This window comes from Caulobacter endophyticus (assembly GCF_003116815.1).
Taxonomy (GTDB): Bacteria; Pseudomonadota; Alphaproteobacteria; order Caulobacterales; family Caulobacteraceae; genus Caulobacter; species Caulobacter endophyticus.
In genome coordinates, this window is sequence record NZ_QDKQ01000038.1 from 24,124 (window position 1) to 47,727 (window position 23,604).

Consider the following 23,604-nt stretch of genomic DNA (forward strand, 5'->3'; position numbering starts at 1 on the left):
GCCCATTTTGTTGGAGCGCGCCCGGGCGGGTTGACCGCTCACACTTAACCCTGGCGCGCTCTCGCGCATCGACCGCAAGCACCTGTCTGGTTTCCATGGCCCGCTACAACCCCAAAGACACCGAGCCGAAGTGGCGCGCCGCCTGGGCGAACGCCAACACCTTCCTGACGCCGATCGCCCCCGACGCGCGTCCGAAGTACTACGTGCTCGAGATGTTCCCCTATCCGTCGGGGCGCATCCACATGGGCCATGTGCGCAACTACGCCATGGGCGACGTCGTGGCCCGCTACAAGCGCGCCCAAGGCTTCAACGTGCTGCACCCGATGGGCTGGGACGCCTTTGGCATGCCCGCCGAGAACGCGGCCATGGAGCGCGGCGTCCACCCCAAGGGCTGGACCTACGACAACATCGCCGCCATGCGCGAGCAGCTGAAGGCCCTGGGCCTGTCGGTCGACTGGTCGCGCGAGTTCGCCACCTGCGACCCGGAATACTATGGCAAGCAGCAGGCCTGGTTCCTGCGCCTGCTGAAGCGCGGCCTGGTCTATCGCAAGGAAGCCTCGGTCAACTGGGACCCGGTCGACATGACCGTCCTGGCCAACGAGCAGGTCATCGACGGCAAGGGCTGGCGCTCGGGCGCGGTCGTGGAGAAGCGCAAGCTGACCCAGTGGTTCCTACGAATCACCGACTACGCCGACGCCCTGATCGACGGCCTGAAGACCCTGGATCGCTGGCCCGAGAAGGTCCGCATCATGCAGGAGAACTGGATCGGCCGGTCCACGGGCCTGCGGTTCAAGTTCCAGTTCGACGGCGAGGCGCCTGACGGCCTGGCCGATGGGCTGGAGGTCTACACCACCCGTCCCGACACCCTGTTCGGCGCCAGCTTCGTGGGCATCGCCCCCGAGCACCCGCTGGCCGAGCAGCTGGCGGTCGAGAACCCCGACCTGCAGGCCTTCATCGCCGAATGCCGCAAGGGCGGCACCTCGGAGGCCGATATCGAGGGCGCCGAGAAGCTGGGCCGCGACACCGGCCTGCGCGTGAAGCACCCGCTGGACCCGTCGATCACCCTGCCGGTGTGGATCGCAAACTTCATCCTGATGGACTACGGCACGGGCGCGATCTTCGCCTGTCCGGCCCACGATCAGCGCGACCTGGACTTCGCCCGCAAGTACGACCTGCCGGTCAAGCCGGTGGTGCTGCCCAATGGCGAGGATCCGGCGACCTTCACGATCGGCAAGGACGCCTATGTCGGCCCCGGCAAGATCTTCAACTCCGAGTTCCTGGACGGGATGGAGGTCGAGGCCGCCAAGACCGAGGCCGTGGCCCGCATCGAGGCCGCCGGCCAGGGCCAGGGCGCGACCGTCTATCGCCTGCGCGACTGGGGCGTAAGCCGCCAGCGCTACTGGGGCTGCCCGATCCCGGTCATCCACTGCGAGGCCTGCGGTCCGGTCGGCGTGCCCGAGGACCAGCTGCCCGTGGTGCTGCCCGAGGACGTCACCTTCGACCCGAACAAGCCGGGCAACCCGCTGGTGCGGCACCCGACCTGGAAGCATGTCGCCTGTCCGTCCTGCGGCGCCTCGGCCGAGCGCGAGACCGACACGCTGGACACCTTCGTCGACAGCAGCTGGTACTTCGCCCGCTTCACCGACCCGACCGCCGCCGAGCCGATCGACAAGGCCTGCGCCGACCACTGGATGCCGGTCGACCAGTACATCGGCGGCGTCGAGCACGCGGTGCTGCACCTGCTGTATGCGCGCTTCATCACCAAGGCCCTGAAGGACGAGGGCCTGCTGTCGGTGGATGAGCCGTTCGCCGGCCTGTTCACGCAGGGCATGGTCACCCACGAGGCCTACAAGGACGAGGCCGGCGACTGGGTCGAGCCGTCCGACGTGGTGATCACCGCCGAAGGCAACGTCCGCAGCGCCAGGCACGCCAAGACCGGCGCGCCGATCGTCATCGGCGACATCGAGAAGATGTCGAAGTCCAAGAAGAACGTCGTCGCGCCCGAGGACATCTTCGAGGCCTACGGCGTCGACGCCGCGCGCCTGTTCGTGATGAGCGACAGCCCGCCCGAGCGCGACGTGCAGTGGAGCAACGCCGGCGTCGAGGGCTCCTGGCGCTTCACCCACCGCCTGTGGAACGAGTTCGACAGCCAGCCGGCCGGCGACTTCGCCCATGACGACGCCGACGAGGCGGCCCTGGCCCTGCGCAAGGCGGCCCACAAGCTGATCGGCTTCGTCACCGACAGCATCGAGGGTTTCCGCTTCAACAGCGGCGTGGCGCGCCTTTACGAGTTCCTGAACGCCCTGAAGGCCGCTCCGGCCGTCAATGGGGATGGGACTCCCGCGAGCCAGGGCGTGCTGGCCGCCCGCGCCGAGGCGCTGGACATCCTGGCCCGCCTGGTGGCCCCGTTCACGCCCCACCTGGCCGAAGAGGCCTGGGCGCGCCTGGGCCGCGAAGGCATGGCGGTCGATGCTCCCTGGCCCAAGGCCGATCCGGCCCTGGCCGCCGACGACGAGCGCGTGCTGCCGATCCAGATCAACGGCAAGCGCCGCGGCGAGATCAAGGTCAAGGCCGGCGCGCCGGACGACGAGGTGCAGAAAATCGCTCTGGCGGATCCCGCCGTCATGGCCCACCTTGAGGGCGTCACGGTCCGCAAGGTGATCGTGGTCAAAGACCGCATCGTCAACATCGTGGCGAACTGATCCATGAAGCGTCTCCTGGCGGCTGCCGCCGTACTCTCGACCCTGGCCCTGTCGGCCTGCGGCTTCACCCCGCTCTACGGCCAGCAGGGCGTGACCGGCGGTCTGGGCGCGATCGAGGTGGTGGCGGCCGACGGCCGCGCCGGCTACCTGCTGCGCGAGCAGCTGGAAGACGCCCTGGCGCGCAATCCCAACGTGCTGCCGTCGCACCGCCTGACCTACAAGGTCGAGGAGCGCCGCTTCGCCCGCGGCGTCCGCATCGACAACGTGGCCAACCGCTACGAGCTCAACATGAAGGTCGAGTGGAAGCTCACCGACACGACGACGGGCTCGGAAGTGCGCAAGGGCGCGGCGACGGCGGTGGTCACCTACGACTCCGCCGACCAGCCCTACGCCGCCATCTCCGCCCAGCAGGACGGCCAGGAGCGCGCCGCCGCCGAGGTGGCCCGCAAGATTCAGCTGGACCTGGCCGCGTGGCTGGCCGGCAAGGCGCCCGCCTGATCACGTGGCCATTCTTTCCAAGCGGCAGGAGGTCGAGCGGTTCCTGAAGGAGCCGACGCCCGACATCCGCGCCGTCGTCATCTATGGCAAGGACTGGGGCGTGGTGCGCGACCGCGCCCTGCAGCTCGCCCACAAGGTGGTCGAGCGGCCCGATGATCCCTTCGACACCGCTCAGCTGACCGAGGGCGACCTCGACAGCCAGCCCGGTCGGCTGGAGGAAGAACTGGCGGCCCTGTCGATGATGGGCGGCAAGCGCCTGGTGCGGCTGAGGCTGATGGGCGAGAAGGCCGGTCCCGACAAGCAGGCCGCCGAAGCCCTGACCGCCCACGTCGAGGGCCGCCTCAATCCCGAGGCCTTCTTCCTGGTCGAGGCCGGGGCTCTCGGCCGCGACTCCGCCCTGCGCAAGACGGCCGAAAAGGCCAATGGCTGCTACGTCATCCCCTGCTACGAGGACGAGGTCGGCGACATGGCGCGCCTGACCCGCGACGCCCTCTCGCGCGACGGGGTCAGCCTGAACGGCGAAGCCCTGGACCTGTTCGTCAACCGCCTGCCCAAGGAGCGCGGCGTGGCCCGCGCCGAGATCGAGCGGCTGGCGCTGTACCTCGGCCCCAACAGCGGCGTGGTGGCCACGCCTGCCGACCTCACCGACTTTCTCGGCGTCGAGCCGGAGGCCTCGCTCAGCGACGCGGCCGCCGACGCCTTTGGAGGCAAGATCGGTGCGGCCCATGCCGGCCTGCGCCGCGCGGCCCAGGAAGGCGAGGGCGGTCCCGCCGCCGTCCGGGCCATGGGCTATTATCTGGGCCGCCTGCGCCGCACCCTGACCCTGCACAAGAACGGCGTCGACCTGGGCGCGGCCGCCAAGGCCTCGGGCGTTTTCTGGAAGACCGAACGCGAATTTCTCCGCCAGGCCCGCGCCTGGACGCTCGAAACGCTGCTGATCGTCCAGCAGGACATCCTGACCGCGGACAAGGCCTGCAAGACCTCCGGCTCGCCCGACCAGCTGATCGCCGAGCGCCTGGCCCTGCAGATCGCGGGACGCGCGAGGCGGCTGGGGTTGTAGGTAAAGGCCCTCTCCCCGAAGGGGGAGGTGGACCGAACGGCCGGAGGGGGGAAGCATCCCACAATCGCGCCGGTTAGAGGGCCGTAGTCACGTCCCCCTCCGTCGGCTTCGCCGACACCTTCCCCTTGAGGGGGCGGGTCTAGAATGCACTTTCCGTCAAACCTCGGTGCAGTTCCCGCACCTCCGCTTGACGCCCTCTCGCGCAGCGCCCAGAAGCCGGACGTGACCGACACCGCCGCGCCCGAACCGACGTCCGCTCCGCCCGCCAAGAAGGGCGGGGGACTGCTCAAGTCGTCGATGATCTATTCCGGCCTGACCCTGGTCAGCCGGTTCATGGGCTTCGTGCGCGACCTGGCCATGTCGTACCGCATGGGGGCCAGCGCCACGCCGGCCGCCGACGCTTTCGCCACGGCCCTGGCCTTCCCCAACCTCTTCCGCCGCTTCTTCGCCGAAGGCGCCTTCGCGGCCGCCTTCGTGCCGGCCTACGCCAAGTCGCTGCAGGACGACGGCGAGGAGAAGGCCGATGTCATGGCCGCCGACGCCATGGCCACCCTGGCGGCGGCCACCATCATCATCACCGTGATCTGCCAGCTGGCCATGCCGTGGCTGATGATGCTGATCAGCCCCGGCTTCGCCGCCGACCCGGCCAAGTACAAGCTGGCCGTGCTTCTGACCCAGATCACCATGCCCTACCTGCCGTGCATGGCCATCGTCGCCCACCTGTCGGGCGTTCTGAACGCCCGCGACAGGTTCATCCTGTCGGCCGGCGCGCCGGTGCTGCTGAACATCGCCACCCTGGCCTTCATCCTGCCCCAGAGCGATCCGATCGATGCGGCGGTCTGGGGCTCGGCCGGCGTGGTCGTGGCGGGCGTGGCCCAGGCGGCCCTGCTCGTCTGGGGCGTCAACAAGTCCGGCGCCAAGGTCCACTGGCGGCTGCCGCGCCTGACCCCCGAGGTGAAGGCCCTGATCGGCAAGGCCATCCCCGGCGCCCTGGCGGCCAGCGCCACCCAGGTCAACATCTTCATCTCCGGCAACCTGGCCAGCCACGTTCCCGGCGGCCGCACCTGGCTCGCCACCGCCGACCGGCTGTATCAGCTGCCGCTGGGGCTGGTGGGCGTGGCCATCGGCGTGGCTTTGCTGCCGCGCCTGTCGCGCGCCGTGAACACCGGCGACGGCGACGACGCCCAGAGCGCCATGGATCAGGCCATCGCCCTTGCGCTCGCCTTCACCCTGCCGGCCGCCGCGGCCCTGGTGGCCATGCCCGGCTTCCTGTCGGACGGCCTCTACACCCGCGGCGAGTTCACCGCCTTCGACGCCAGCCAGACGGCCTCGGCTCTGTTCTTCTACGGCCTGGGCACCCCCGCCTTCGTGCTGCAGCAGCTCTATTCGCGGGCCTTCTTCGCGCGTGGCGACACCAAGACGCCGATGCGCTTCGCCCTGATCTCGGTGGCGGTGAACATCGTCTTCGGCATCGTGCTGTTCCGTATGGTGGGCGTGAAGGGCATCGCCGCGGCCACCGCCATCGCCTCTTGGCTCAATGTCGGCCAGATGGCCTTCACACTCTGGCGCAAGGGGCACTACGGCCCCTCGGGCCAGACCTGGTCGCGGGTGGCGCGCATCCTGCTGGCCAGCCTCGGCATGGGCCTGATCCTGGCGGCGGCCTCGCACTGGCGGCCGCTCATCGAGGCGCCGCTGGAGGCGATGGGCCTGCGCGGCCGCGTGATCGGGGCCAAGGAACTGGCGCTCGTCCTGACCGTCCTGGTCGGCGGCGGCCTCTATTTCCCGCTGCTGTTCCTGTTCGGCGGCGTCAAGCCCAGTGAGCTGAAGGCCGCCCTGCGGCGCGGCAAGGCAACCTAGAGCCTTGTCCGAGGCGCTCGGGGACGGTAACGAGCATGCCCATGGCTCCGATCGGTTCCCCCGCGCCGCGATGGCGCAGCTTCCGCTGAACCCGATCGCCGCGTCCCCGGACGCGGCCCGCGCTTCCGTGCGCGCCGCCATCCTGACCGTTTCCGACATCCAAGGCTGAAGCCATGACCGACCAAGCTCCCGTTCCGTACGCGGGTCCCAAGCGCATCCTGTCCGGGATCCAGGCCTCCGGGGCCCTGCACCTGGGCAACTATCTCGGCGCCCTCAAGCGCTTCGTCGACATCCAGGACGAAGAGCCCTTCATCTTCGTCGCCGACATGCACGCCATCACCGTCTGGCAGGACCCGGCGGTGCTGGCCCAGCAGACCCGCGAGATCGCCTGCGCCTACATCGCCGCGGGCCTGGATCCCAGGAAGGCGACGATCTTCCCGCAGTCGGCCGTGCCGGCCCACGCCGAGCTGGCCTGGATCTTCAACTGCGTTGCGCGTCTGGGCTGGCTCGACCGCATGACCCAGTTCAAGGAAAAGAGCGGCAAGCACAAGGAGCGCAGCTCGGTGGGCCTCTACACCTACCCGGTGCTGCAGGCGGCCGACATCCTGCTCTACAAGGCCACTCACGTGCCGGTGGGCGAGGACCAGAAGCAGCACCTGGAACTGACCCGCGACATCGCCCAGAAGTTCAACAACGACTTCGGCGCCCCGGGCGGCCAGCCGGCCTTCTTCCCGGTCACCGAGCCGGTGATCGAGGGGCCGGCCACCCGCGTCATGAGCCTGCGCGACGGCACGGCCAAGATGAGCAAGTCCGACCCGTCGGACGCCTCGCGCATCAACCTGATGGATGACGCCGACGCCATCGCCGCCAAGATCCGCAAGGCCAAGACTGATCCCGAGCCGCTGCCCGAGACCGTCGAGGGCCTGGCAGAGCGTCCGGAAGCCCGCAACCTGGTGGACATCTATGCGGCCCTGTCCAGCACCACCCGCGCCAAGGTCATCGAGGACTTCGGCGGCAAGGGCTTTGGCACGTTCAAGCCGGCCCTGGCCGAGCTGGCGGTCGAGGTCATGAGCCCGATCGGCGCGCGCATGCGCGAACTGACGGCCGATCCGGCCCAGATCGACGCCATTCTCAAGGACGGCGCCGAACGCGCCCGCGCCGTGGCGGAGCCGGTCGTGGCCGAGACCAAGAAGCTTGTCGGCTTCTGGGGCGCCTGATCCAATAGAGGGGGCGCGGCGTCGCGCCCCCTTGTTCTCCGCATCTCAAAACGCCACATCTCGCCCATGTTCATCCAGACCGAAACCACGCCCAATCCCGACGTGCTGAAGTTCCTCCCCGGCCGCGAGGTCCTGGTGGACGGCGCGCGGGAGTTCCGCACTCCCGAGGAGGGCGAGGCTTCGCCGCTGGCCGACGCCCTGTTCCGCCTCGGCGACGTCACGCGGGTGTTCTTCGGCCCGGACTTCCTGACGGTGACCAAGGGCGAGGACGCCCAGTGGCCGCACCTGAAGGCCCCGATCCTGGCGGCGATCATGGACCACTTCACCAGCGGCCGCCCGCTGCTGCTCAGCGAGGACGCCGCCGGCGGCCACGACGAGGACGGCGTCTATGACGACGAGGCCGCCCAGATCGTCTCCGAGATCAAGGAACTGCTCGACACCCGCATCCGCCCGGCCGTGGCCCAGGACGGCGGCGACATCGTCTTCAGCCGCTTCGAGCCGGCCACGGGCGTGGTCTGGCTGCACATGCGCGGCGCCTGCTCGGGCTGCCCCTCGTCCTCGGCGACGCTGAAGTCGGGCGTCGAGAACATGCTCAAGCACTATGTGCCCGAAGTGACCCGGGTCGAGCAGACGCTCTAGAAGCGACGGCTTTTTCCGGCCGGCGACCTTGCGAAACGCGGCGGGAACCCCATACTGTAACTCTATAAGTTGCTGTTATGGCTCCCTATGAGGATCGCTTGATGTCCAAGCTCGACACCGCCGCCCTGGCCCAACTGTTCACCGAGGCGCGCACGCGTAACGGCTGGAAGTCCGATCCCGTCCCGGAACCGGTGCTGCGTGAGCTCTACGACCTGGTGAAGTTCGGCCCGACCGCCGCCAACTCGACCCCGGCCCGCTTCGTCTTCGTGACCAGCCCGGAAGCCAAGGAAAAGCTGGCGGCCCTGTCGTCGGGTTCGAACGGCCCGAAGATCCTGGCCGCGCCGGTCACCGTCATCGTCGGCTACGACCTCGACTTCCCCGAGACCCTCGACAAGCTGTTCCCGCACGCCCCGGGCGCCAAGAACTGGTTCAACGACCCGGTGGCCAAGGAGTGGGGCGCGCTGCGCAACAGCTCGCTGCAGGGCGGCTATTTCATCCTGGCGGCCCGGGCGCTGGGCCTCGACACCGGCCCGATGTCGGGCTTCGACAACGCCGGCGTCGACGCTGCCTTCTTCGCGGGCACCAACATCAAGAGCAATTTCATCGCCACCATCGGCTACGGCACCGACGAGGGCCTGTTCCCGCGCAGCCCGCGCCTGGACTTCGAGGAAGCCGCCCAGATCGTCTGACGTGCGATCCAAGGTGCGAAAGTCGTACGATTGCGTGCGATTTTCGCACTTCGGCGCTAGAACATCGCACATGACCCTCCGTCTCGTGCTCCTCGCCGCGCCGCTGGCCCTGCTGGCCGCCTGCGGTCCCGCCGAAAAGACCCCCGCCCAGTCCTCGGGCAAGCCCGATGCGGCCCAGCCGGCCGCGCCGGAAGCGACCAGGCCGGCCGACGGCCACGCCGTGGTGAAGATCACCCCCTATGTCGGCGGACCGCTGCAGGTGGCCGCCGCAGGCGTCGGCCCCATCACCGCCGCCACCGCCTTCGACCAGCCGACGATCCAGGCCCTGTTCCCCAAGGCCGTGGTCAAGAGCGCCTTCATCCACGTGGGCGACGGCCCGCCCGGGCCGATCATCACCGTCGAGCAGGACAACGTCCCGCTGCTGGAGATCGGCAAGGGTCCCGACGGCGGCATCGCCGAGATCCGCCTGGCGGCCGGCGACGTGCGCGGTCCCAAGGGCGAGAGCCTGCTGGCCAAGTGGGCGGCGCTGGGCTTCACCCGCGACCAGTGCCGAGCCGGCGAGGGCCGCACCGTCAACCAGACGATCTGCGTGCGCCCCGAGGCCCCGACCGTGGCCTATGTCTTCGGCGTGCCCGGCTGGACCAAGGGCGGCATGGCCGACGAGGCGACGCTGAAAGCCAAGGGCCAGCTCAACGAGTTCGTCTGGCGCCCGGCCGAGACCGCCCAGGTCGGGGCCGCCTGATCTTGCGCATTCTTTCCGTCGACACCTGCCTGGCGGCCTCGTCGGTCGCCGTGATCGAGGACGGCCGCTGCCTGGCCGCCCGCAGCGAACCCATGACCCGCGGCCACCAGGAGCGTATCGCGCCCCTGGCCAGGGAGATCGCCGGCGAGGCCGGGATCGTCTTTTCCGTCCTCGACCGCATCGCCGTCACCGTCGGCCCCGGCTCGTTCACCGGCCTGCGGGTGGGTCTGTCCTTCGCCAAGGGCCTCGCCGAGGCCCTGTCGATCCCCTGCGTAGGGATCAACAGCCTGGAGGCCCTGGCGGCCTCCTCTGGGGCTTCCGGCTTCGTCGCCGCGGTCCTCGACGCCAAGATGGGCCAGGTCTACCTGCAGGTCTTCGACGGCGGGAAGGCCTTGATGGCCCCCGACGCCCTCGACATCGGCTCGGCGACCGCACGCCTGGCCGAACTCTATTCGGGCGGCCCGGCGACCCTCGTGGGGTCCGGGGCGGCGCTGCTCGAGGGCGTGCTGCCCGAGGCGGTCCGCGTCGATCTTTCCGTCGCCGATCCCGTCGCCGTCGCTCGCCTGGCCGCCGCGCGGCCCGCCCCGACCCATTCGCCCCGGCCGCTCTATCTGCGCGCGCCCTACGCCACGATGCCGGCCGCATGAACCTGCGTCCTGTTGGATTGGAAGCGTGCTGGGACCTGGCCGACCTGCACGAGAAGGCCTTCGACCGGCCCTGGGCCCCGACCGAGTTCGAGACCCTGCTGAACTCGCCCGGCGTCTTCGCCGTGCTCGGCTCCTCGGGCGAGCCTGACGAGGCGCGGGGCTTCATCCTGTGCCGGGCTATCGCCGGCGAGGCCGAGATCCTGACCATCGCCGTCGACCCGGCCGCCCGTCGGCGCGGCTGGGGCGCGGCCCTGGTCGAGATGGCCGCCGGGGTCGCCGCCGAGGCCAAGGCCTTCGACCTCTTCCTGGAGGTGGCGGCCGACAACGCGGCGGCCATCGGCCTCTACGGGGCGACCGGCTTTTCGCAAGTCGGTCTCAGGAAGGGCTATTATCCCCATCCGGACGGCGCGAAGGACGCCGTCGTCATGCGGCGGGCGCTTAACACTTAGGTGCCTATTGCCTATTGTGCCCGCGAATCCCCGACGGAGACGCCGCCTTGGACCGCCTCGAAAAGCTCTGCATCGAAAAAGGCATGCGCATGACCGACCAGCGTCGGGTCATCGCGCGCGTACTGTCGTCGGCCGACGACCATCCGGACGTCGAGGAGCTGCACCGTCGCGCCCACGCCATTGACCCGCACATCTCGATCGCCACGGTCTACCGCACCGTCCGCCTGTTCGAGGAAAGCGGCATCATCGAGCGCCACGACTTCCGTGACGGCCGCTCGCGCTATGAAGAGACCCCGACCCATCACCACGACCACCTGATCGACATGAAGACCGGCAAGGTCGTCGAGTTCGTGGACGAGGAGATCGAGGCCCTGCAGCACGCGATCGCCAGGAAGCTTGGCTACAAGCTGATCGATCACCGCCTGGAACTGTATGGCGTTCCGATCGAAGAGTGATTGACAGAGATCAAGACAAAGGGCGCGGGGATCACTCCCCGCGCCCTTTCTTTTTGGCCTCGCAAGGCGGCGTCAGGCCCGCACGAAGTCGAGGAACACCGGGGCGCAGTCGCCCAGCTTCTTTTCCTCGTAGCGCGTCGTGACGTGGTCGGCCGGAATGGCCTGGCGGTCGATCCCTTCCTCGGCGAAGCGGAAGGCGGGGCTGGCCAGCACCCGCTCGATCGTCCACTCGGCGTAGTCGGCCCAGTCGGTGGCGAAGCGGAAGGCCGCGCCGGGCTTCAGCACGCGGGCCAGCTCGGCCACGAACTCCGGCTGGATGATCCGGCGCTTGTTGTGCCGGGCCTTGTGCCAGGGGTCGGGGAACATCACGAAGAGGCGGTCGATGCTGGCGTCGGGCAGCCAGCCCACCACGTCGCGGGCGTCGCCCTCGTGGATGCGGACGTTCGAAAGGGCCTGTTCCTCGACGTGGCGCACGGCGCTGGCCACGCCGTTGACGAAGGGTTCGGCCCCGATCACCAGCACGTCGGGCCGGCGGCCGGCCTGGGCGGCCATGTGCTCGCCGCCGCCGAAGCCGATCTCCAGCCAGACTTCCATGGCCTGCGGCATCAGGTCGAGCGGCTGGAAGGCCTCATGCGGCACGGCGATGGTCGGCAGCAGGGTGTCGAGCAGGGCCTGCTGGCGCGGCTTCACCGGTCGCGACTTCAGGCGGCCAAACGAGCGCAGCGGCCCGTGGGGCTGTTGGGGATTGGTCATGGGGCGGGTCTTTAGCGGTGATGAGGGCCGGAAGCCAGCGGCTCGGCGGTGCGTCCTTCGAGGCTCAAAAAGGAAGGGCCCCGGCTTGCGCCGAGGCCCTTCCGAAATCCCGAAGGATGCGAGGCTTACGCCAGGCCCTTCAGCTCCGACACCAGGTCGGTCTTCTCCCACGAGAAGCCGCCTTCGTTGTCCGGCGTACGGCCGAAGTGGCCGTAGGCCGCGGTGCGGGCGTAGATCGGACGGTTCAGCTTCAGGTGCTCGCGGATGGCGCGCGGGGTGGCGCCGCCGATCAGCTGCGGCAGGGTCTTTTCCAGGATCGCCGGATCCACCTTGCCGGTGCCGTGCAGGTCGACGTGGAACGAGACCGGCTGGGCCACGCCGATCGCATAGGCGATCTGGATGGTGCAGCGCTCGGCCAGGCCCGAGGCGACGACGTTCTTGGCCAGGTAGCGGCAGGCGTAGGCGGCCGAACGGTCGACCTTGGTCGGATCCTTGCCCGAGAACGCGCCGCCGCCGTGCGGCGAAGCGCCGCCGTAGGTGTCGACGATGATCTTGCGGCCGGTCAGGCCGGCGTCGCCATCCGGGCCGCCGATCTCGAAGCGGCCGGTCGGGTTGACCAGCCACTGGGTCTTCTTGGTGATCAGGCCTTCCGGGAAGATCGGCAGGATATGCGGCTTGATCAGGTCGAGCACGCGCTTGGACGTGGCGGCCTTGCCGTCGATCTTCTTCTTGTGCTGGTGCGACACGACGATCGAGACGACGCGCTGCGGCACGCCGTTGCCGTCGTATTCCAGGGTCACCTGGCTCTTGGCGTCGGGCTCCAGCTCATGCAGCTCGCCCGAGTGGCGCAGCTCGGCCAGGCGCTTGAGGATGTTGTGGCTGTACTGCAGCGTGGCCGGCATCAGCTCCGGGGTCTCGGTGCTGGCGTAGCCGAACATGATGCCCTGGTCGCCGGCGCCTTCGTCCTTCTTGTCGTTGGCGTCCACGCCCTGGGCGATGTGAGCCGACTGGCCGTGCAGGTAGCAGGCGTACTTGGCCTTCTCCCAGTGGAAGCCCTTCTGCTCGTAGCCGATGTCCTTGATGGCCGCGCGGACCTTGGGCTCCAGGGACTTGATGATGTCCTTGGTCAGCTGCTTGTTGGCGGCCTTGTCGCCGTCCGGCTTGCCGGCGCGGACTTCGCCCGCCAGCACGATGCGGTTGGTGGTGACCAGGGTTTCGCAGGCGACCCGGGCTTCCGGATCGGCGCTCAGGAACGCGTCGACGACGGTGTCGCTGATCCGGTCGGCGACCTTGTCGGGATGGCCTTCGGAGACGCTTTCACTGGTGAAGATGTAGGACGAACGGCTCAAGTGGACGTCTCCGGCTTAGAATCCAGCGCCCACGTGGCGACCGGCCCCGCGAGCTAGGGCCGGAACATATAAAGATATGTTTATGTCCGCAAGGCGGCCGGACGCGCTTTCGCACTCTTGGCGAGAGGACGGCCCGGCCTGAAAGCCTTCGACGGTCGATTCAGACCTCTTCCTCGGCCATCGAGCGGACGAGATCGAGGATGCGGCGGCGCACGGGGGCGCGGTTCAGGCGGGGGAACAGCGAGGCCAGTTCCAGGCCCTCGGGGGTCATCAGGAACTCGTGCACCTGATGGTCGTTGCGCGGCTCGCCGTCGCCCGGCTCGGACGGATCGGCCAGGCCCTCGAAGAAGTAGGCCACGGGGGCCTGCAGGCTGCGGGCGATTTCATAGAGCTTGCTGGCGCTGACGCGGTTGGCGCCGCGCTCGTACTTCTGCACCTGCTGGAAGGTCAGGCCCAGGCTCTCGGCCAGCTTCTCCTGGCTGACGCCCAGGATCTTACGGCGCATGCGGATGCGGGCGCCGACGTGCAGGTCGACGGGGTTGGGCGAGCGCTCGATTTCGGCGGGGGATTCGATGGCGACGGTCATGCTTAGGCATAGACCTGAGATTACGGTTTTAGTTCAGCCCATATCTTTCAGGGCGGCAAACTTCTGACCCGTGATACGTGAAATCGCGATACAGATCGCCACCGAGGCGAGAAGCATGAGCATGAACGCCCAGTCTCCCACGCGAGAGGCCAGGGTCGCCGAGCCGACGGCCGGCAGGGGGGCGTCGATGACCCCGCGGGCGCCCAGGTCCAGGCGCTGGCCCGCGACCACCCGGCCCTTGGCGTCGACCATCGCCGAGACGCCAGTGGGCGTGGCGCGGATCATCGGCCGGCCGGCCTCGATGGCGCGATAGCTGGCCAGGTTCAGGTGCTGCAGGGGTCCGGAAGTCACCCCGAACCAGGCGTCGTTGGAGACGTTGACCAGCGCCCGCACGCCGGGATCGCTCCGGGCCAGGCCCGGGAACAGGCTCTCGTAGCAGATCAGCGGCTGCACCGTCAGGCCCGGCGCGACGCTCAGGGGCGCCGGGCGCGGGCCGATGGCGAAGCCGTCGCCCAGGTGGGCCATGCTCTTGAAGCCGATGGCGGTCAGGAAACCCTCGGCCGGCAGGTACTCGCCGAACGGCACCAGGCGGTGCTTGTCGTAGACCCCGACCATGACCAGGTCGCCGGGCTCGCGGCGCAGGGCGACCAGGCTGTTGTAGTAGACCGGGCGCTCGACCGCGCCCTCGTAGCGGTAGCCGCCGATCAGCAGCAGCTGGCCTGGCTGCAGCGAGTCCATGACCGCCTGCCGCACCCAGGTTCCGGGAGCCAGGTAGTCGTTGATGGCGGCGGGCAGGGCGCCTTCGGGCCAGACCACGATGTCGGCCGGCTTGCCGTCGGCGTAGGGCTGGGCGGTGAGGGCCGCATAGTCCTGGACGATCGCCTGGAAGCTGGCGGCGTCCCACTTGGCCGACTGCTTCACGTCGGCCTGGACGATCCGGACCTTGGGAGCGGAAGGCTGGACGGCCGGCGGCGGGGCGTTCAGCGCCAGCAGGCCGCCGCCATAGAGGCCGGCCAGCAGAAGCGCGGCCGCGCCGACGGCGATCCGGCCAGAGCGGCCCTGCCGCCAGACGGCCGGGGCGGCGGCGATCGCCACGGTCACGAAGGTCAGGCCGTAGGCGCCGACCACGGCGGCCGCCTGCGAGGGGGCCGAACCGGCCCGCCAGGTCTCGCCCGGCAGGTTCCACGGAAAGCCCGTCAGCACGTGGCCGCGCACCCACTCCAGCGCCGACAGGGCGGCGGCGAAGGCCAGCACGCGCACCGCGCCGGCCGGGCGGAAGCGGCGATAGAGCAGGGCGCCCGCGCCCCAGAACAGCGCCAGGCCCGCGGCCATGGCGGTCACCGCGAACGGGGCCATCCAGCCCTGGTTGGCGGCGTCGACCATGAAGGCCTCGCCAATCCACCAGGTGCCCAGGCCGAAATAGGCCAGGCCCGCCAGCCAGCCGCGCAGGAAGGTCGAGCGCATGGGCCTTGGGCCGTCGATCCCGTCCAGCAGCCATAGCAGGAGGGCGTAGCCCAGCAGGCCCGGCAGGATCCCGAACGGCGGATGGGCCAAGGCGGCGGCCAGGCCGGCGACGAGCGCCAGCACGCGGTCGCGCCAAGGCGAGACGCTGGTCAGGAAACGCAGGTTCAAGGAACGTCCACCGGGTCCAGAGAGATCTGGGCCTCGGCCGGCTCCGGCGCGCGGCGCACCCGCACCCTCAGCACCCGGCGGGCGTCGGCCTCGACCACCTCGACCTCGAACCCGGCCGGGTGGCGCACGACCTGCCCCGGCTCGGGCACCTGGCCGGCTAGGGCCGCGACGAGGCCGCCGACGGTGTCCACCTCTTCCTCGTGCTCGGGCGGGGCCAGGGTCTCGCCTAGGGCGGCCTCCAGGTCCTCCAGCGGCGTGCGACCCTCGGTCTCGAAAACGCCGCCCGGCCGGGCGATCACGGTCGCGACCTGGGCGTCGTCGTGCTCGTCGTCGATGTCGCCGACCACGCTCTCGATCAGGTCTTCCATGGTGACCAGGCCGTCGACCCCGCCGAACTCGTCGATGACCATCGCCATGTGGACGCGCTTGGTGCGCATGCGCTGCAGCAGGTCGGCGGCCCGCATCGAGGCCGGCACCAGGAACATGTCGCGGCGCAGGGTCTCCAGGACGCGGTCCTCGGGCTCGGGCCGCAGGTCGCCGTCGGCCAGCAGCCGGAAGACGTCCTTGACGTGGACCACGCCGATCGGATGGTCCAGGGCCTCGCGGTAGATCGGCATGCGCGAGTGGCCGGACTCGACGAACTGGGCCACCACAACGGCGAAGGGGGTCTCGACCTCGACCGCCACCAGGTCGGGGCGGGGGGTCATCAGGTCGCCGACCTTCAGCGTCTTGAAGGCCTCGGCCTGGTCGACGAAGTCCGGCGCGGGCGCGTGGTCGGGATCGACCGGGCGCGGGCGCTTGACCGGCGCGGCGCGGCGCAGCTCACGGAAGAACGCCCGCAGGCCCCGGCTCAATCGAGCCGGACCGGCGGGCGTGGAACTCTGGTCGTCGTCGGGCATGCCTTTAGGCCTTCACCTCTCGTCGGCGTAGGGGTCGGGCACGTCCAGCCCGGCCAGGATCTCACGTTCCAGCGCTTCCATGGCCTCGGCCTCGTCGTCGCCTTCGTGATCGTATCCTAGAAGATGCAGCACGCCGTGCGCCACAAGATGTTGCAGGTGGTGGGCCAGGGGCTTGCCCTGCTCGGCCGCCTCGCGCGCGCAGACGCCGTAAGCCAGGGCGATGTCGCCGATCTGGCCTTCCGGGTTGCTCGCCGGATCCTGGGCCGCGGGGAAGGACAGCACGTTGGTGGCGTAGTCCTTGTGGCGGAAGTCGCGATTCAGCGCCTGGACGCTGTCGTCGTCGGCCAGCAGGATGACGATGGCCTTGCCCTCGACGTCCTCGTGGGCGTCCAGCACGGCCTGGGCGGCGCGCCAGACCAAGGCTTCGGTTTCAGGCTCGGCCCTGGTCCAAGCCTCGTCCTCGATCTCGATATCGACGGTGATCATCGCGGGGTCGCCACCAGGGCCGCGTCGGCGTCGTAGGCCTTGACGATGCGCTCCACCAGCGGGTGGCGAACGACGTCGGTCGAGGTGAAGCGGGCCACGGCCACGCCCTCGACGCCGTCCAGGATCGAGACGGCGTGGGCCAGGCCCGAGTCCCGCGGGTTCAGCAGGTCGATCTGCGTCGGGTCGCCGGTGACGACCATGCGGGCGCCTTCGCCCAGGCGGGTCAGCACCATCTTCATCTGCAGGCGCGAGCAGTTCTGGGCCTCGTCGACGATGACGAAGGCGTGCGCCAGCGTGCGGCCGCGCATGAAGGCGATCGGGGCGACCTCGATCTCGCCCTTGTCGCGGCGGCGGCGCAGCTGCTCGGCGCCCATGATGTCGGTCAGGGCCTCCCAGACCGGCGCCATGTAGGGGTCGACCTTCTCGTTCAGGTCGCCCGGCAGGAAGCCGAGCTTCTCGCCGGCCTCGACGGCGGGCCGGGTGACGATCAGGCGGTCGACTTCGCCGCGCAGCAGCATGCCCGCGCCCTGGGCCACGGCCAGGAAGGTCTTGCCGGTGCCGGCCGGACCCAGGCCGAAGACCAGCGGGTGCCGGGCCATCTGCTCCATGTAGGCGGCCTGGTTCTTGGTCTTGGGCGAGACCGCGCCCCGGCGCACGGCGCGCGGCGAGGCCTGGCCGCCGGCGCTGTGGGCCTCGCCCACGGCCACGCGGATGTCGGCCTCGACCACCTCATGGCCGGCGTCGGCGCGCTCGGCCAGGGCCAGCAGCGCGCGCTTGGCCGACGAGCGGCCCTTGACGTCGCCGGTGATCTTGACGCCGCCGCCGGGCGTCTCGAGCAACACCTTGAAGGCGTCCTCGATCAGGGCGGCATGGCGGCCGGACGGGCCGGTGACGGCGACGACGGCGTCGTCGGAAAGCGGCAGGAACTCGGGCGTGCGGCTCACGCGGTCTCCAGAACAGGTTCGTTGGCGAGCACGCCGGCCAGGCTCATCTTGGCGGCGCTCTCGATACGGACGGGAACGATCGTCCCGATCAGATGCTCCCCGCCCGAAACGTGGACGGCTTGCAGATAGGGGCTGCGGCCGACGATCTGGCCGGGGTGGCGGCCGGCCTTCTCGAACAGCACCGGCAGCGTCTTGCCCACCTGGCTGGCGTTGAAGGCCCGCTGCTGGTCGTCGAGCAGCTGGTTCAGGCGATCCAGGCGTTCGGCCTTGACGGCCTCGTCGACCTGACCGGGCATGGCCGAGGCAGGCGTGCCGGGGCGGCGCGAATACTTGAACGAGAAGGCGCTGGCGAAGCCGACCTCGCGCACCAGCTCCAGCGTCTTCTCGAAGTCGCCGTCGCGCTCGCCGGGGAAGCCGACGATGAAGTCGCCGCTCATGGCGATGTCGGGCCGGGCGGCGCGGATGCGCTCGATCAGCCTCACATAGCTTTCGGCCGTGTGGTCGCGGTTCATCGCCTTGAGGATCTTGTCCGATCCCGCCTGCACCGGCAGGTGCAGATAGGGCATCAGCTGCGGCAGCTCGCCGTGGGCCTCGATCAGGTCCTCGCCCATGTCGCGCGGGTGGCTGGTGGTGTAGCGGATGCGGTCCAGGCCATCGATCTTCGCCAGCTGGCGCACCAGCTTGGCCAGGGTCGAGCCGTCGCCGTCATAGGCGTTGACGTTCTGGCCCAGCAGGGTGACCTCGCGCACGCCCGCGCCGGCCAGGCGCTTGGCTTCCTCGACGATGTCGTTCACCGGCCGCGACCACTCGCCGCCGCGGGTGTAGGGCACCACGCAGAAGGTGCAGAACTTGTCGCAGCCCTCCTGCACGGTCAGGAAGGCGGTGACGCCGGTGACGTGGCGCTCGGCCGGCAGGGCGTCGAACTTCTCGTCGGCCGCGAAGTCGGCGGCCAGGCGCTCGCCGGAGGCGCGGTGGGCGCGGGCGATCAGCTCGGGCAGCTGGTGATAGGCCTGCGGGCCGACGACCAGGTCCACCGCCCGCTGGCGGTTCATGATCTCCTGGCCCTCGGCCTGGGCCACGCACCCGGCCACGGCGATGGTCATCTTGCCGCCGGTCTGGGCCTTGCGATCCTTCATCTGCTTGATCAGGCCAAGCTCGGAATAGACCTTTTCGGTCGCCTTCTCGCGGATGTGGCAGGTGTTGAGCACCACGAGATCCGCGCCCTCGGGATCATCGACCACGCCATAGCCCAGCGGACGCAGGACGTCGGTCATGCGCTCGCTGTCGTAGACGTTCATCTGACAGCCGTAGGTCTTGATATAGAGGCGCTTTTGCGGGGTCTCGCTCATCCGGCGAGGTTATGGGGTCGAGCGGCCGCGCGCGCAAGGTCGCGGAGGTCACACCCAGGGCCCGAAGCGGCAAAAGAAAACGGCGCCGGGAGGCCCGGCGCCGCTGTCTGATCTCAGTAGTTCTCGTCGTGACGCTTGATCGCCGCGCGGATCAGCTCGGCGGTCTCGTCCGGATCGGCCCAGCCGGTGATCTTGGTCGACTTGCCCTTTTCCAGGTCCTTGTAGTGCTGGAAGAAGTGGGCGATCTGCTCGGTCAGGATCGTCGGCAGGTCGCGCCAGCTGTTCACGCCCGTATAGAAGGGGTGCAGCTTGTCGACCGGCACGGCCAGAATCTTTTCGTCAGACCCTGCTTCGTCGACCATCATCAGGGCGCCGATCGGGCGGCAGCGGATGATCGCGCCGGGCACCACCGGGGTCGGGCCCACGACCATGATGTCGGCCGGGTCGCCGTCGTCGGCCAGGGTGTGCGGGATGAAGCCGTAGTTGGCCGGATAGAACATCGCCGTGTGCAGGAAGCGGTCCACCATCAGGGCGCCGCTTTCCTTGTCGATCTCGTACTTCACCGGCTCGCCGCCCTGCGGGATCTCGATGACGGCGTTCAGGTCGTAGGGCGGGTTCACGCCGACGGCGATCTTGGAGAGGTCCATAGTCACTCTTCGTTGTGGTGAAGGCTCCCGCGGGGAGGCGGGCCTCAAGCGGCCGCCTGTATAGGCCACAAGTGTTGCAATGCGAAAGAGGGGGCGTGTCCGCCCCTCGACTTGCGCCCGTAAAAGCATCTTCGATCTATGGTCCAGCTTGTCGAGTGACCGCCAGAACAGCTTTCGCCGCTGGGCTTGCGGCGCTTGCGGATGTCTCTCGCGCCTCGCGCGAGCCGGCGTGCCGCTGGGGGCTTCCACCCGTCGGCCTATCGCGCTATATAGCTCCTACATCGTCCGTTAGCGCTGATTGGCGCTTTCGAGCGGCGGCCCGAAAGGCTGCCGCTTTTTCTTTGGTCGCTCGCCAGCTGGGCCTTCACGGTCTGGGCGGACGCCACGAAACCGAGAAGAGAACCGTGCGCGGCAAGACGCGAGAAGACCTGGACCTGATCGAGATGCTCGATCCCGTCGCCGAGACCGTCGGCTACGAGATCGTTCGCCTGCGCCTGATGGGCGGCGCCGAACAGCGCCGGCTGCAGATCATGGCCGAGCGCCCGCTCCTGGAGGACGGGACGGGCGGCGACATGAACGTCGAGGACTGCGCCAAGCTGTCCCGCGCCATCTCCGAGGTGATGGACGCCGCCGATCCGATCGCCGGCGAATACACCCTTGAGGTCTCCAGCCCCGGCGTCGACCGCCCGCTGACCCGCCTGAAGGACTTCGAGACCTACGCGGGTCTGGAGGTGCGCATCGAGCTCGACCGCGTGGCCGAGGGGCGCAAGCGCTTCAAGGGCGAACTCGCGGGTGTCGAGGACGACCAGGTCGGCCTCAACATCGAGGGCGAGGACGACGTCACCGTCTATTTCCCGTTCGCCTGGATCGTCGACGCCAAGCTCGTCCTCACCGACGAGTTGATGAAGCGGGGCGCGGACGCCCGCGCCGCGCGCGTCGACGCCGAGAACGACAACGATTTGTCCGAAAGTGAAGAGGACTGACCATGGCCATCGGCATCGCCGCCAACCGGCTTGAACTGCTCCAGATCGCCGACGCGGTCGCCCGTGAAAAGGGCATCGAGAAGGAAGTCGTCATCGAGGCCATCGAGGACGCCCTGCAGAAGGCCGCCCGCGCCCGCTACGGCGCCGAGCACGACATCCGCGTCAAGATCGACCCGCGCACGGGCGAGACGACGCAGAAGCGCGTGATCGAGGTCGTGGCCGACGACGCCGACCTGGAAGGCGAGATCGGCAAGGTCCACCTGACCTCGGCCAAGCGCACCTGGCGCGACGCCGAGATCGGCAAGGTCTACGAAGAAGCCCTGCCGCCGTTCGAGATCGGCCGCGTGCAGACCCAGATGGCCCGCCAGGTCGTCATGCACAAGGTTCGCGAAGCCGAGCGCGAGCGCCAGTACGAAGAGTACAAGGACCGCTCGGGCGAGATCGTCAACGGCAGCGTCAAGCGCGTCGAATACGGCAACGTCATCGTCGACCTGGGCCGTGGCGAAGGCATCATGCGCCGCGACCAGTCGATCCCGCGCGAGAACTTCAACGTCGGCGACCGCATCCGCGCCTACATCTACGACGTCCGTCGCGAGACCAAGGGCCCGCAGATCATGCTGTCGCGCGCCCACGGCGGCTTCATGGCCAAGCTGTTCGCGCAGGAAGTGCCGGAAGTCTACGACGGCGTCATCGAGATCCGCGCCGTGGCCCGCGATCCGGGCTCGCGCGCCAAGATGGCCGTGATCTCCAACGACAGCTCGATCGACCCCGTCGGCGCTTGCGTCGGCATGCGCGGTTCGCGCGTGCAGGCGGTGGTCGCCGAGCTGCAGGGCGAGAAGATCGACATCATCCAGTGGTCGGAAGATGAAGCCACCTTCATCGTCAACGCCCTGGCTCCGGCCGAAGTCTCCAAGGTCGTCATGGACGAGGAAGACGAGCGCGTCGAAGTCGTGGTGCCCGACGAGCAGCTGTCGCTGGCCATCGGCCGCCGCGGCCAGAACGTCCGCCTGGCCTCGCAGCTGACCGGCTGGCAGATCGACATCATGACCGAAAGCCAGGAGAGCGAGCGCCGTCAGAAGCAGTTCGCCGAGGCCACCGCCCTGTTCCAGGAAGCCCTGGACGTCGATGAGGTCATCGCCCAGCTGCTGGTCACCGAAGGCTTCACCGCCGTGGAGGACGTCGCCTATGTCGACACCCACGAGATCGGTTCGATCGAAGGCTTCGACGACGAGACCGCCGAGGAACTGCAGGCCCGTGCCCGCGAATTCCTCGAGAAGGAAGCCGCCGCCCTCGACGCCAAGCGCGTCGAGCTGGGCGTTCAGGACGAAGTGCTCGGCATCGAGGGCGTGACCCTGGCCATGGCCGTGGCCCTGGGCGAAGGCGACGTCAAGACGATTGAAGACCTCGCCGGCCTGGTGCCCGACGACATGCGCGGCTGGTTCGAGAGCAAGAACGGCGAGCGCGTGCGCGAGCCGGGCATCCTCGAAAGCTTCAACCTGTCGCCCGACGACGCCGAAGCCCTGATCATGCGCGCTCGTATCGCCATGGGCTGGGTCGAGGCTCCGCCGGAGCCCGAGTACGAAGAGATCGAAGGCGAAGAGATCGAGGGCGAGGTCGAAGACGCCGCCCCGGTCGAAGGCGAGGAAGCCCCCGCCGAAGACGCCGCCGAAGAGCAGTAAGAGACAGAGAGCCGGCCCTTCCGAACCTCGGAGGGGCCGCTTCCTTTGAAGACAGAGATGACCGACCAGGCCGCTCCCAGAACTCACGCCGAAGCCAACCGCGCGCGCAAGGACATCGTCCTTGGCGAGGCGGTCGACGAGGCGCGCCTGGTGCGGTTCGTGGCCGGACCCGACGGCGTGGTGGTGCCCGACGTGGCCCGCAAGCTGCCGGGGCGCGGCATGTGGGTGGCGGCCGACCGGGAGTCGATCGCCGCCGCGGTCAAGAAGAACGCCTTCTCCCGCTCGGCCAAGGCCAAGCTGTCGGCGCCGGCCGACCTTGCCGACCAGGTGGAACAGCTGCTGGCCAGGCGGGTTCTGGACGGCCTGGGCCTTGCACGGCGCTCGGGGAGCATTATCTCCGGGTTCGAAAAGGTTCTGGCGGCCCTGGCCTCGGGCAAGACCGCCTGGCTGATCGAAGCCGCCGACGGCGCCGATGACGGCCGCCGCAAGGTCTTTTCAGCCGCTCGCAAAGCGCCGAACGCCCCAAGAATCCTCGGGATGTTCACATCCGACGAATTGGGTTTGGCCTTGGGCGGGGAGAATGTGATACACACGGCGCTCCTCGCGGGGCGAGGCACGGATCGCTGGACTTTGGACGTCGAGCGGTTATCAGGCTTCCGTCCTTTCACGCCGCCGGACTGGGTGGCGCGGCAGAACGAGGAGCCCTAGGCTTCGATACGTCCTCGGATGGCTTCATTCGGTGGCGAAAATAGCCTAGAACCTGAATGTTGGAGCAAGCCGCCGCAGGCGTCGCGCTCTTGAGCGAAGGGCCGGGAAACGCGCCTCCTGTTGGAGGTACGTCCAGGCCCCTTTCTCGTATGGATTGATCGGTTTTTTGGGCCGGGAACCCGCCCGGCGGAAGTACAAGCGAGCGCATGAGCGACGAGAACGATAACGGTCGGCCTGGTTCCAACCCCGGTGGGCGCGCGCCCATCACCCTGAAGCCCCGCCAGGGCTCGGTGAGCGCCGGCGTTGTGAAGCAGAGCTTCAGCCACGGCCGGACCAAGACGGTGGTTGTCGAGACGAAGCGCACGCGCCCGCATGCGCCGGCTTCCGGCAATCTCGCCGCCCCGTCCCAGGCCGAGCGTCGCCACGACGCGCCCCGTCCGCAAGGCGGTGGCGGTGGCGGTGGTGCGGCCGGCGGCCTGTCGCAGGACGAGATGCGCGCTCGCCAGCGCGCCATCGAGGCCGCTCGCGAAAACCAGGAGCGCCAGGCCGCCGAGCGTCGCGCCGCTGACGCCCGCGCCGCCGCCGAGGCCGCCGCGGCTCGCGAGGCCGCCGCCAAGGCTGCAGCCGCCAAGGC

General features: G+C 69.2%; 25 protein-coding genes. 16 read left to right on the plus strand and 9 right to left on the minus strand.

Annotated elements, in window-relative coordinates:
• Positions 1-95 precede the first annotated feature (95 nt).
• The 12 genes from leuS to DDF67_RS11590 all read left to right on the plus strand — a co-directional run bounded on the left by leuS (position 96) and on the right by DDF67_RS11590 (position 10,955).
• Positions 96-2,702, plus strand: coding sequence for a leucine--tRNA ligase (leuS, locus tag DDF67_RS11540; protein ID WP_109101048.1), 2,607 nt, complete (start codon positions 96-98; stop codon positions 2,700-2,702).
• Positions 2,703-2,705: 3 nt separating this feature from the next.
• Positions 2,706-3,200: an LPS assembly lipoprotein LptE gene (gene lptE, locus DDF67_RS11545; RefSeq protein ID WP_109101049.1), complete on the plus strand. Its 495-nt coding sequence runs from the start codon at positions 2,706-2,708 to the stop codon at positions 3,198-3,200.
• A gap of 10 nt (positions 3,201-3,210) precedes the next feature.
• Positions 3,211-4,260: a DNA polymerase III subunit delta gene (gene holA / locus DDF67_RS11550; protein ID WP_109101065.1), complete on the plus strand. Its 1,050-nt coding sequence runs from the start codon at positions 3,211-3,213 to the stop codon at positions 4,258-4,260.
• A 222-nt stretch (positions 4,261-4,482) separates the two neighbouring features.
• The gene (gene murJ, locus DDF67_RS11555) at positions 4,483-6,117 is read left to right on the plus strand and encodes a murein biosynthesis integral membrane protein MurJ (RefSeq protein ID WP_109101050.1); all 1,635 of its coding nucleotides are present in this window, start codon (positions 4,483-4,485) and stop codon (positions 6,115-6,117) included.
• 4 nt (positions 6,118-6,121) lie between these two features.
• The gene (locus DDF67_RS25535) at positions 6,122-6,286 is read left to right on the plus strand and encodes a hypothetical protein (RefSeq protein WP_158278035.1); all 165 of its coding nucleotides are present in this window, start codon (positions 6,122-6,124) and stop codon (positions 6,284-6,286) included.
• Positions 6,287-6,290: 4 nt separating this feature from the next.
• On the plus strand, positions 6,291-7,334 hold the full coding sequence (trpS, locus tag DDF67_RS11560) for a tryptophan--tRNA ligase (protein WP_109101051.1): 1,044 nt from the start codon (positions 6,291-6,293) through the stop codon (positions 7,332-7,334).
• A 66-nt stretch (positions 7,335-7,400) separates the two neighbouring features.
• The gene (locus DDF67_RS11565) at positions 7,401-7,973 is read left to right on the plus strand and encodes a NifU family protein (RefSeq protein WP_058347163.1); all 573 of its coding nucleotides are present in this window, start codon (positions 7,401-7,403) and stop codon (positions 7,971-7,973) included.
• A gap of 101 nt (positions 7,974-8,074) precedes the next feature.
• Entirely contained in the window at positions 8,075-8,662 is a 588-nt protein-coding gene (locus DDF67_RS11570; RefSeq protein WP_109101066.1) for a malonic semialdehyde reductase, read from the plus strand.
• A 70-nt stretch (positions 8,663-8,732) separates the two neighbouring features.
• Complete coding sequence (locus tag DDF67_RS11575; RefSeq protein WP_109101052.1) at positions 8,733-9,404, plus strand: DUF1131 family protein; 672 nt, start codon at positions 8,733-8,735, stop codon at positions 9,402-9,404.
• A 2-nt stretch (positions 9,405-9,406) separates the two neighbouring features.
• A complete protein-coding gene (tsaB, locus tag DDF67_RS11580) occupies positions 9,407-10,051 on the plus strand; it encodes a tRNA (adenosine(37)-N6)-threonylcarbamoyltransferase complex dimerization subunit type 1 TsaB (RefSeq protein ID WP_109101053.1) in 645 nt (214 codons plus the stop codon).
• The gene (locus DDF67_RS11585) at positions 10,048-10,500 is read left to right on the plus strand and encodes a GNAT family N-acetyltransferase (RefSeq protein ID WP_109101054.1); all 453 of its coding nucleotides are present in this window, start codon (positions 10,048-10,050) and stop codon (positions 10,498-10,500) included. Before tsaB ends, DDF67_RS11585 begins: the two co-directional genes overlap by 4 nt.
• 47 nt (positions 10,501-10,547) lie before the next feature.
• On the plus strand, positions 10,548-10,955 hold the full coding sequence (locus DDF67_RS11590) for a Fur family transcriptional regulator (protein WP_109101055.1): 408 nt from the start codon (positions 10,548-10,550) through the stop codon (positions 10,953-10,955).
• A 72-nt stretch (positions 10,956-11,027) separates the two neighbouring features.
• Here DDF67_RS11590 and trmB read toward each other — a convergent pair whose 3' ends face one another.
• The 9 genes from trmB to ppa form a co-directional block, all read right to left on the minus strand.
• Positions 11,028-11,708, minus strand: coding sequence for a tRNA (guanosine(46)-N7)-methyltransferase TrmB (gene trmB, locus DDF67_RS11595; protein WP_109101056.1), 681 nt, complete (start codon positions 11,706-11,708; stop codon positions 11,028-11,030).
• A 125-nt stretch (positions 11,709-11,833) separates the two neighbouring features.
• Entirely contained in the window at positions 11,834-13,057 is a 1,224-nt protein-coding gene (metK, locus tag DDF67_RS11600) for a methionine adenosyltransferase (protein ID WP_109101057.1), read from the minus strand.
• Between the two features lie 160 nt (positions 13,058-13,217).
• Positions 13,218-13,643, minus strand: a complete 426-nt coding sequence (locus DDF67_RS11605; protein ID WP_109101058.1) for a helix-turn-helix domain-containing protein — start codon at positions 13,641-13,643, stop codon at positions 13,218-13,220.
• Between the two features lie 33 nt (positions 13,644-13,676).
• Positions 13,677-15,275: an apolipoprotein N-acyltransferase gene (lnt, locus tag DDF67_RS11610; protein WP_109101059.1), complete on the minus strand. Its 1,599-nt coding sequence runs from the start codon at positions 15,273-15,275 to the stop codon at positions 13,677-13,679.
• Positions 15,272-16,174 carry a hemolysin family protein gene (locus DDF67_RS11615; protein ID WP_109101060.1) on the minus strand — a complete coding sequence of 301 codons (903 nt, stop codon included), beginning with the start codon at positions 16,172-16,174 and terminating at the stop codon, positions 15,272-15,274. The genes lnt and DDF67_RS11615 overlap by 4 nt, the downstream gene beginning before the upstream one ends.
• Before the next feature lie 12 nt (positions 16,175-16,186).
• Positions 16,187-16,645, minus strand: a complete 459-nt coding sequence (ybeY, locus tag DDF67_RS11620; protein WP_109101067.1) for an rRNA maturation RNase YbeY — start codon at positions 16,643-16,645, stop codon at positions 16,187-16,189.
• An 11-nt stretch (positions 16,646-16,656) separates the two neighbouring features.
• Complete coding sequence (locus tag DDF67_RS11625; RefSeq protein ID WP_101713117.1) at positions 16,657-17,604, minus strand: PhoH family protein; 948 nt, start codon at positions 17,602-17,604, stop codon at positions 16,657-16,659.
• On the minus strand, positions 17,601-18,953 hold the full coding sequence (miaB, locus tag DDF67_RS11630; RefSeq protein WP_109101061.1) for a tRNA (N6-isopentenyl adenosine(37)-C2)-methylthiotransferase MiaB: 1,353 nt from the start codon (positions 18,951-18,953) through the stop codon (positions 17,601-17,603). The genes DDF67_RS11625 and miaB overlap by 4 nt, the downstream gene beginning before the upstream one ends.
• 113 nt (positions 18,954-19,066) lie before the next feature.
• The gene (gene ppa, locus DDF67_RS11635) at positions 19,067-19,600 is read right to left on the minus strand and encodes an inorganic diphosphatase (protein ID WP_058347149.1); all 534 of its coding nucleotides are present in this window, start codon (positions 19,598-19,600) and stop codon (positions 19,067-19,069) included.
• Between the two features lie 371 nt (positions 19,601-19,971).
• Between ppa and rimP the strand changes: the two genes are divergently transcribed.
• The 4 genes from rimP to DDF67_RS11655 all read left to right on the plus strand — a co-directional run.
• Complete coding sequence (gene rimP / locus DDF67_RS11640; protein ID WP_269845446.1) at positions 19,972-20,583, plus strand: ribosome maturation factor RimP; 612 nt, start codon at positions 19,972-19,974, stop codon at positions 20,581-20,583.
• 2 nt (positions 20,584-20,585) lie between these two features.
• Positions 20,586-22,262, plus strand: coding sequence for a transcription termination factor NusA (gene nusA / locus DDF67_RS11645; RefSeq protein ID WP_109101062.1), 1,677 nt, complete (start codon positions 20,586-20,588; stop codon positions 22,260-22,262).
• 57 nt (positions 22,263-22,319) lie between these two features.
• Positions 22,320-22,970 (plus strand): RNA-binding protein, encoded by a 651-nt coding sequence (locus DDF67_RS11650; RefSeq protein ID WP_109101063.1) that lies wholly within the window; start codon positions 22,320-22,322, stop codon positions 22,968-22,970.
• A gap of 206 nt (positions 22,971-23,176) precedes the next feature.
• Positions 23,177-23,604, plus strand: a 428-nt coding sequence (locus DDF67_RS11655) for a translation initiation factor IF-2 associated domain-containing protein (protein WP_199229214.1), incomplete at its 3' end; no start/stop codon positions are given.

Excerpts from the sequence above, each read along its gene's own strand:
- trpS (WP_109101051.1), top strand. The coding sequence starts at position 6,291 with ATGACCGACCAAGCTCCCGTTCCGTACGCGGGTCCCAAGCGCATCCTG.
- DDF67_RS11575 (WP_109101052.1), top strand. The coding sequence starts at position 8,733 with ATGACCCTCCGTCTCGTGCTCCTCGCCGCGCCGCTGGCCCTGCTGGCC.
- nusA (WP_109101062.1), top strand. The coding sequence starts at position 20,586 with ATGGCCATCGGCATCGCCGCCAACCGGCTTGAACTGCTCCAGATCGCC.
- leuS (WP_109101048.1), top strand. The coding sequence starts at position 96 with ATGGCCCGCTACAACCCCAAAGACACCGAGCCGAAGTGGCGCGCCGCC.
- DDF67_RS11570 (WP_109101066.1), top strand. The coding sequence starts at position 8,075 with ATGTCCAAGCTCGACACCGCCGCCCTGGCCCAACTGTTCACCGAGGCG.
- DDF67_RS11565 (WP_058347163.1), top strand. The coding sequence starts at position 7,401 with ATGTTCATCCAGACCGAAACCACGCCCAATCCCGACGTGCTGAAGTTC.
- DDF67_RS11615 (WP_109101060.1), bottom strand. The coding sequence starts at position 16,174 with ATGCCCGACGACGACCAGAGTTCCACGCCCGCCGGTCCGGCTCGATTG.
- DDF67_RS11605 (WP_109101058.1), bottom strand. The coding sequence starts at position 13,643 with ATGACCGTCGCCATCGAATCCCCCGCCGAAATCGAGCGCTCGCCCAAC.
- miaB (WP_109101061.1), bottom strand. The coding sequence starts at position 18,953 with ATGAGCGAGACCCCGCAAAAGCGCCTCTATATCAAGACCTACGGCTGT.
- ppa (WP_058347149.1), bottom strand. The coding sequence starts at position 19,600 with ATGGACCTCTCCAAGATCGCCGTCGGCGTGAACCCGCCCTACGACCTG.
- DDF67_RS11650 (WP_109101063.1), top strand. The coding sequence starts at position 22,320 with ATGACCGACCAGGCCGCTCCCAGAACTCACGCCGAAGCCAACCGCGCG.
- lptE (WP_109101049.1), top strand. The coding sequence starts at position 2,706 with ATGAAGCGTCTCCTGGCGGCTGCCGCCGTACTCTCGACCCTGGCCCTG.
- trmB (WP_109101056.1), bottom strand. The coding sequence starts at position 11,708 with ATGACCAATCCCCAACAGCCCCACGGGCCGCTGCGCTCGTTTGGCCGC.
- DDF67_RS11585 (WP_109101054.1), top strand. The coding sequence starts at position 10,048 with ATGAACCTGCGTCCTGTTGGATTGGAAGCGTGCTGGGACCTGGCCGAC.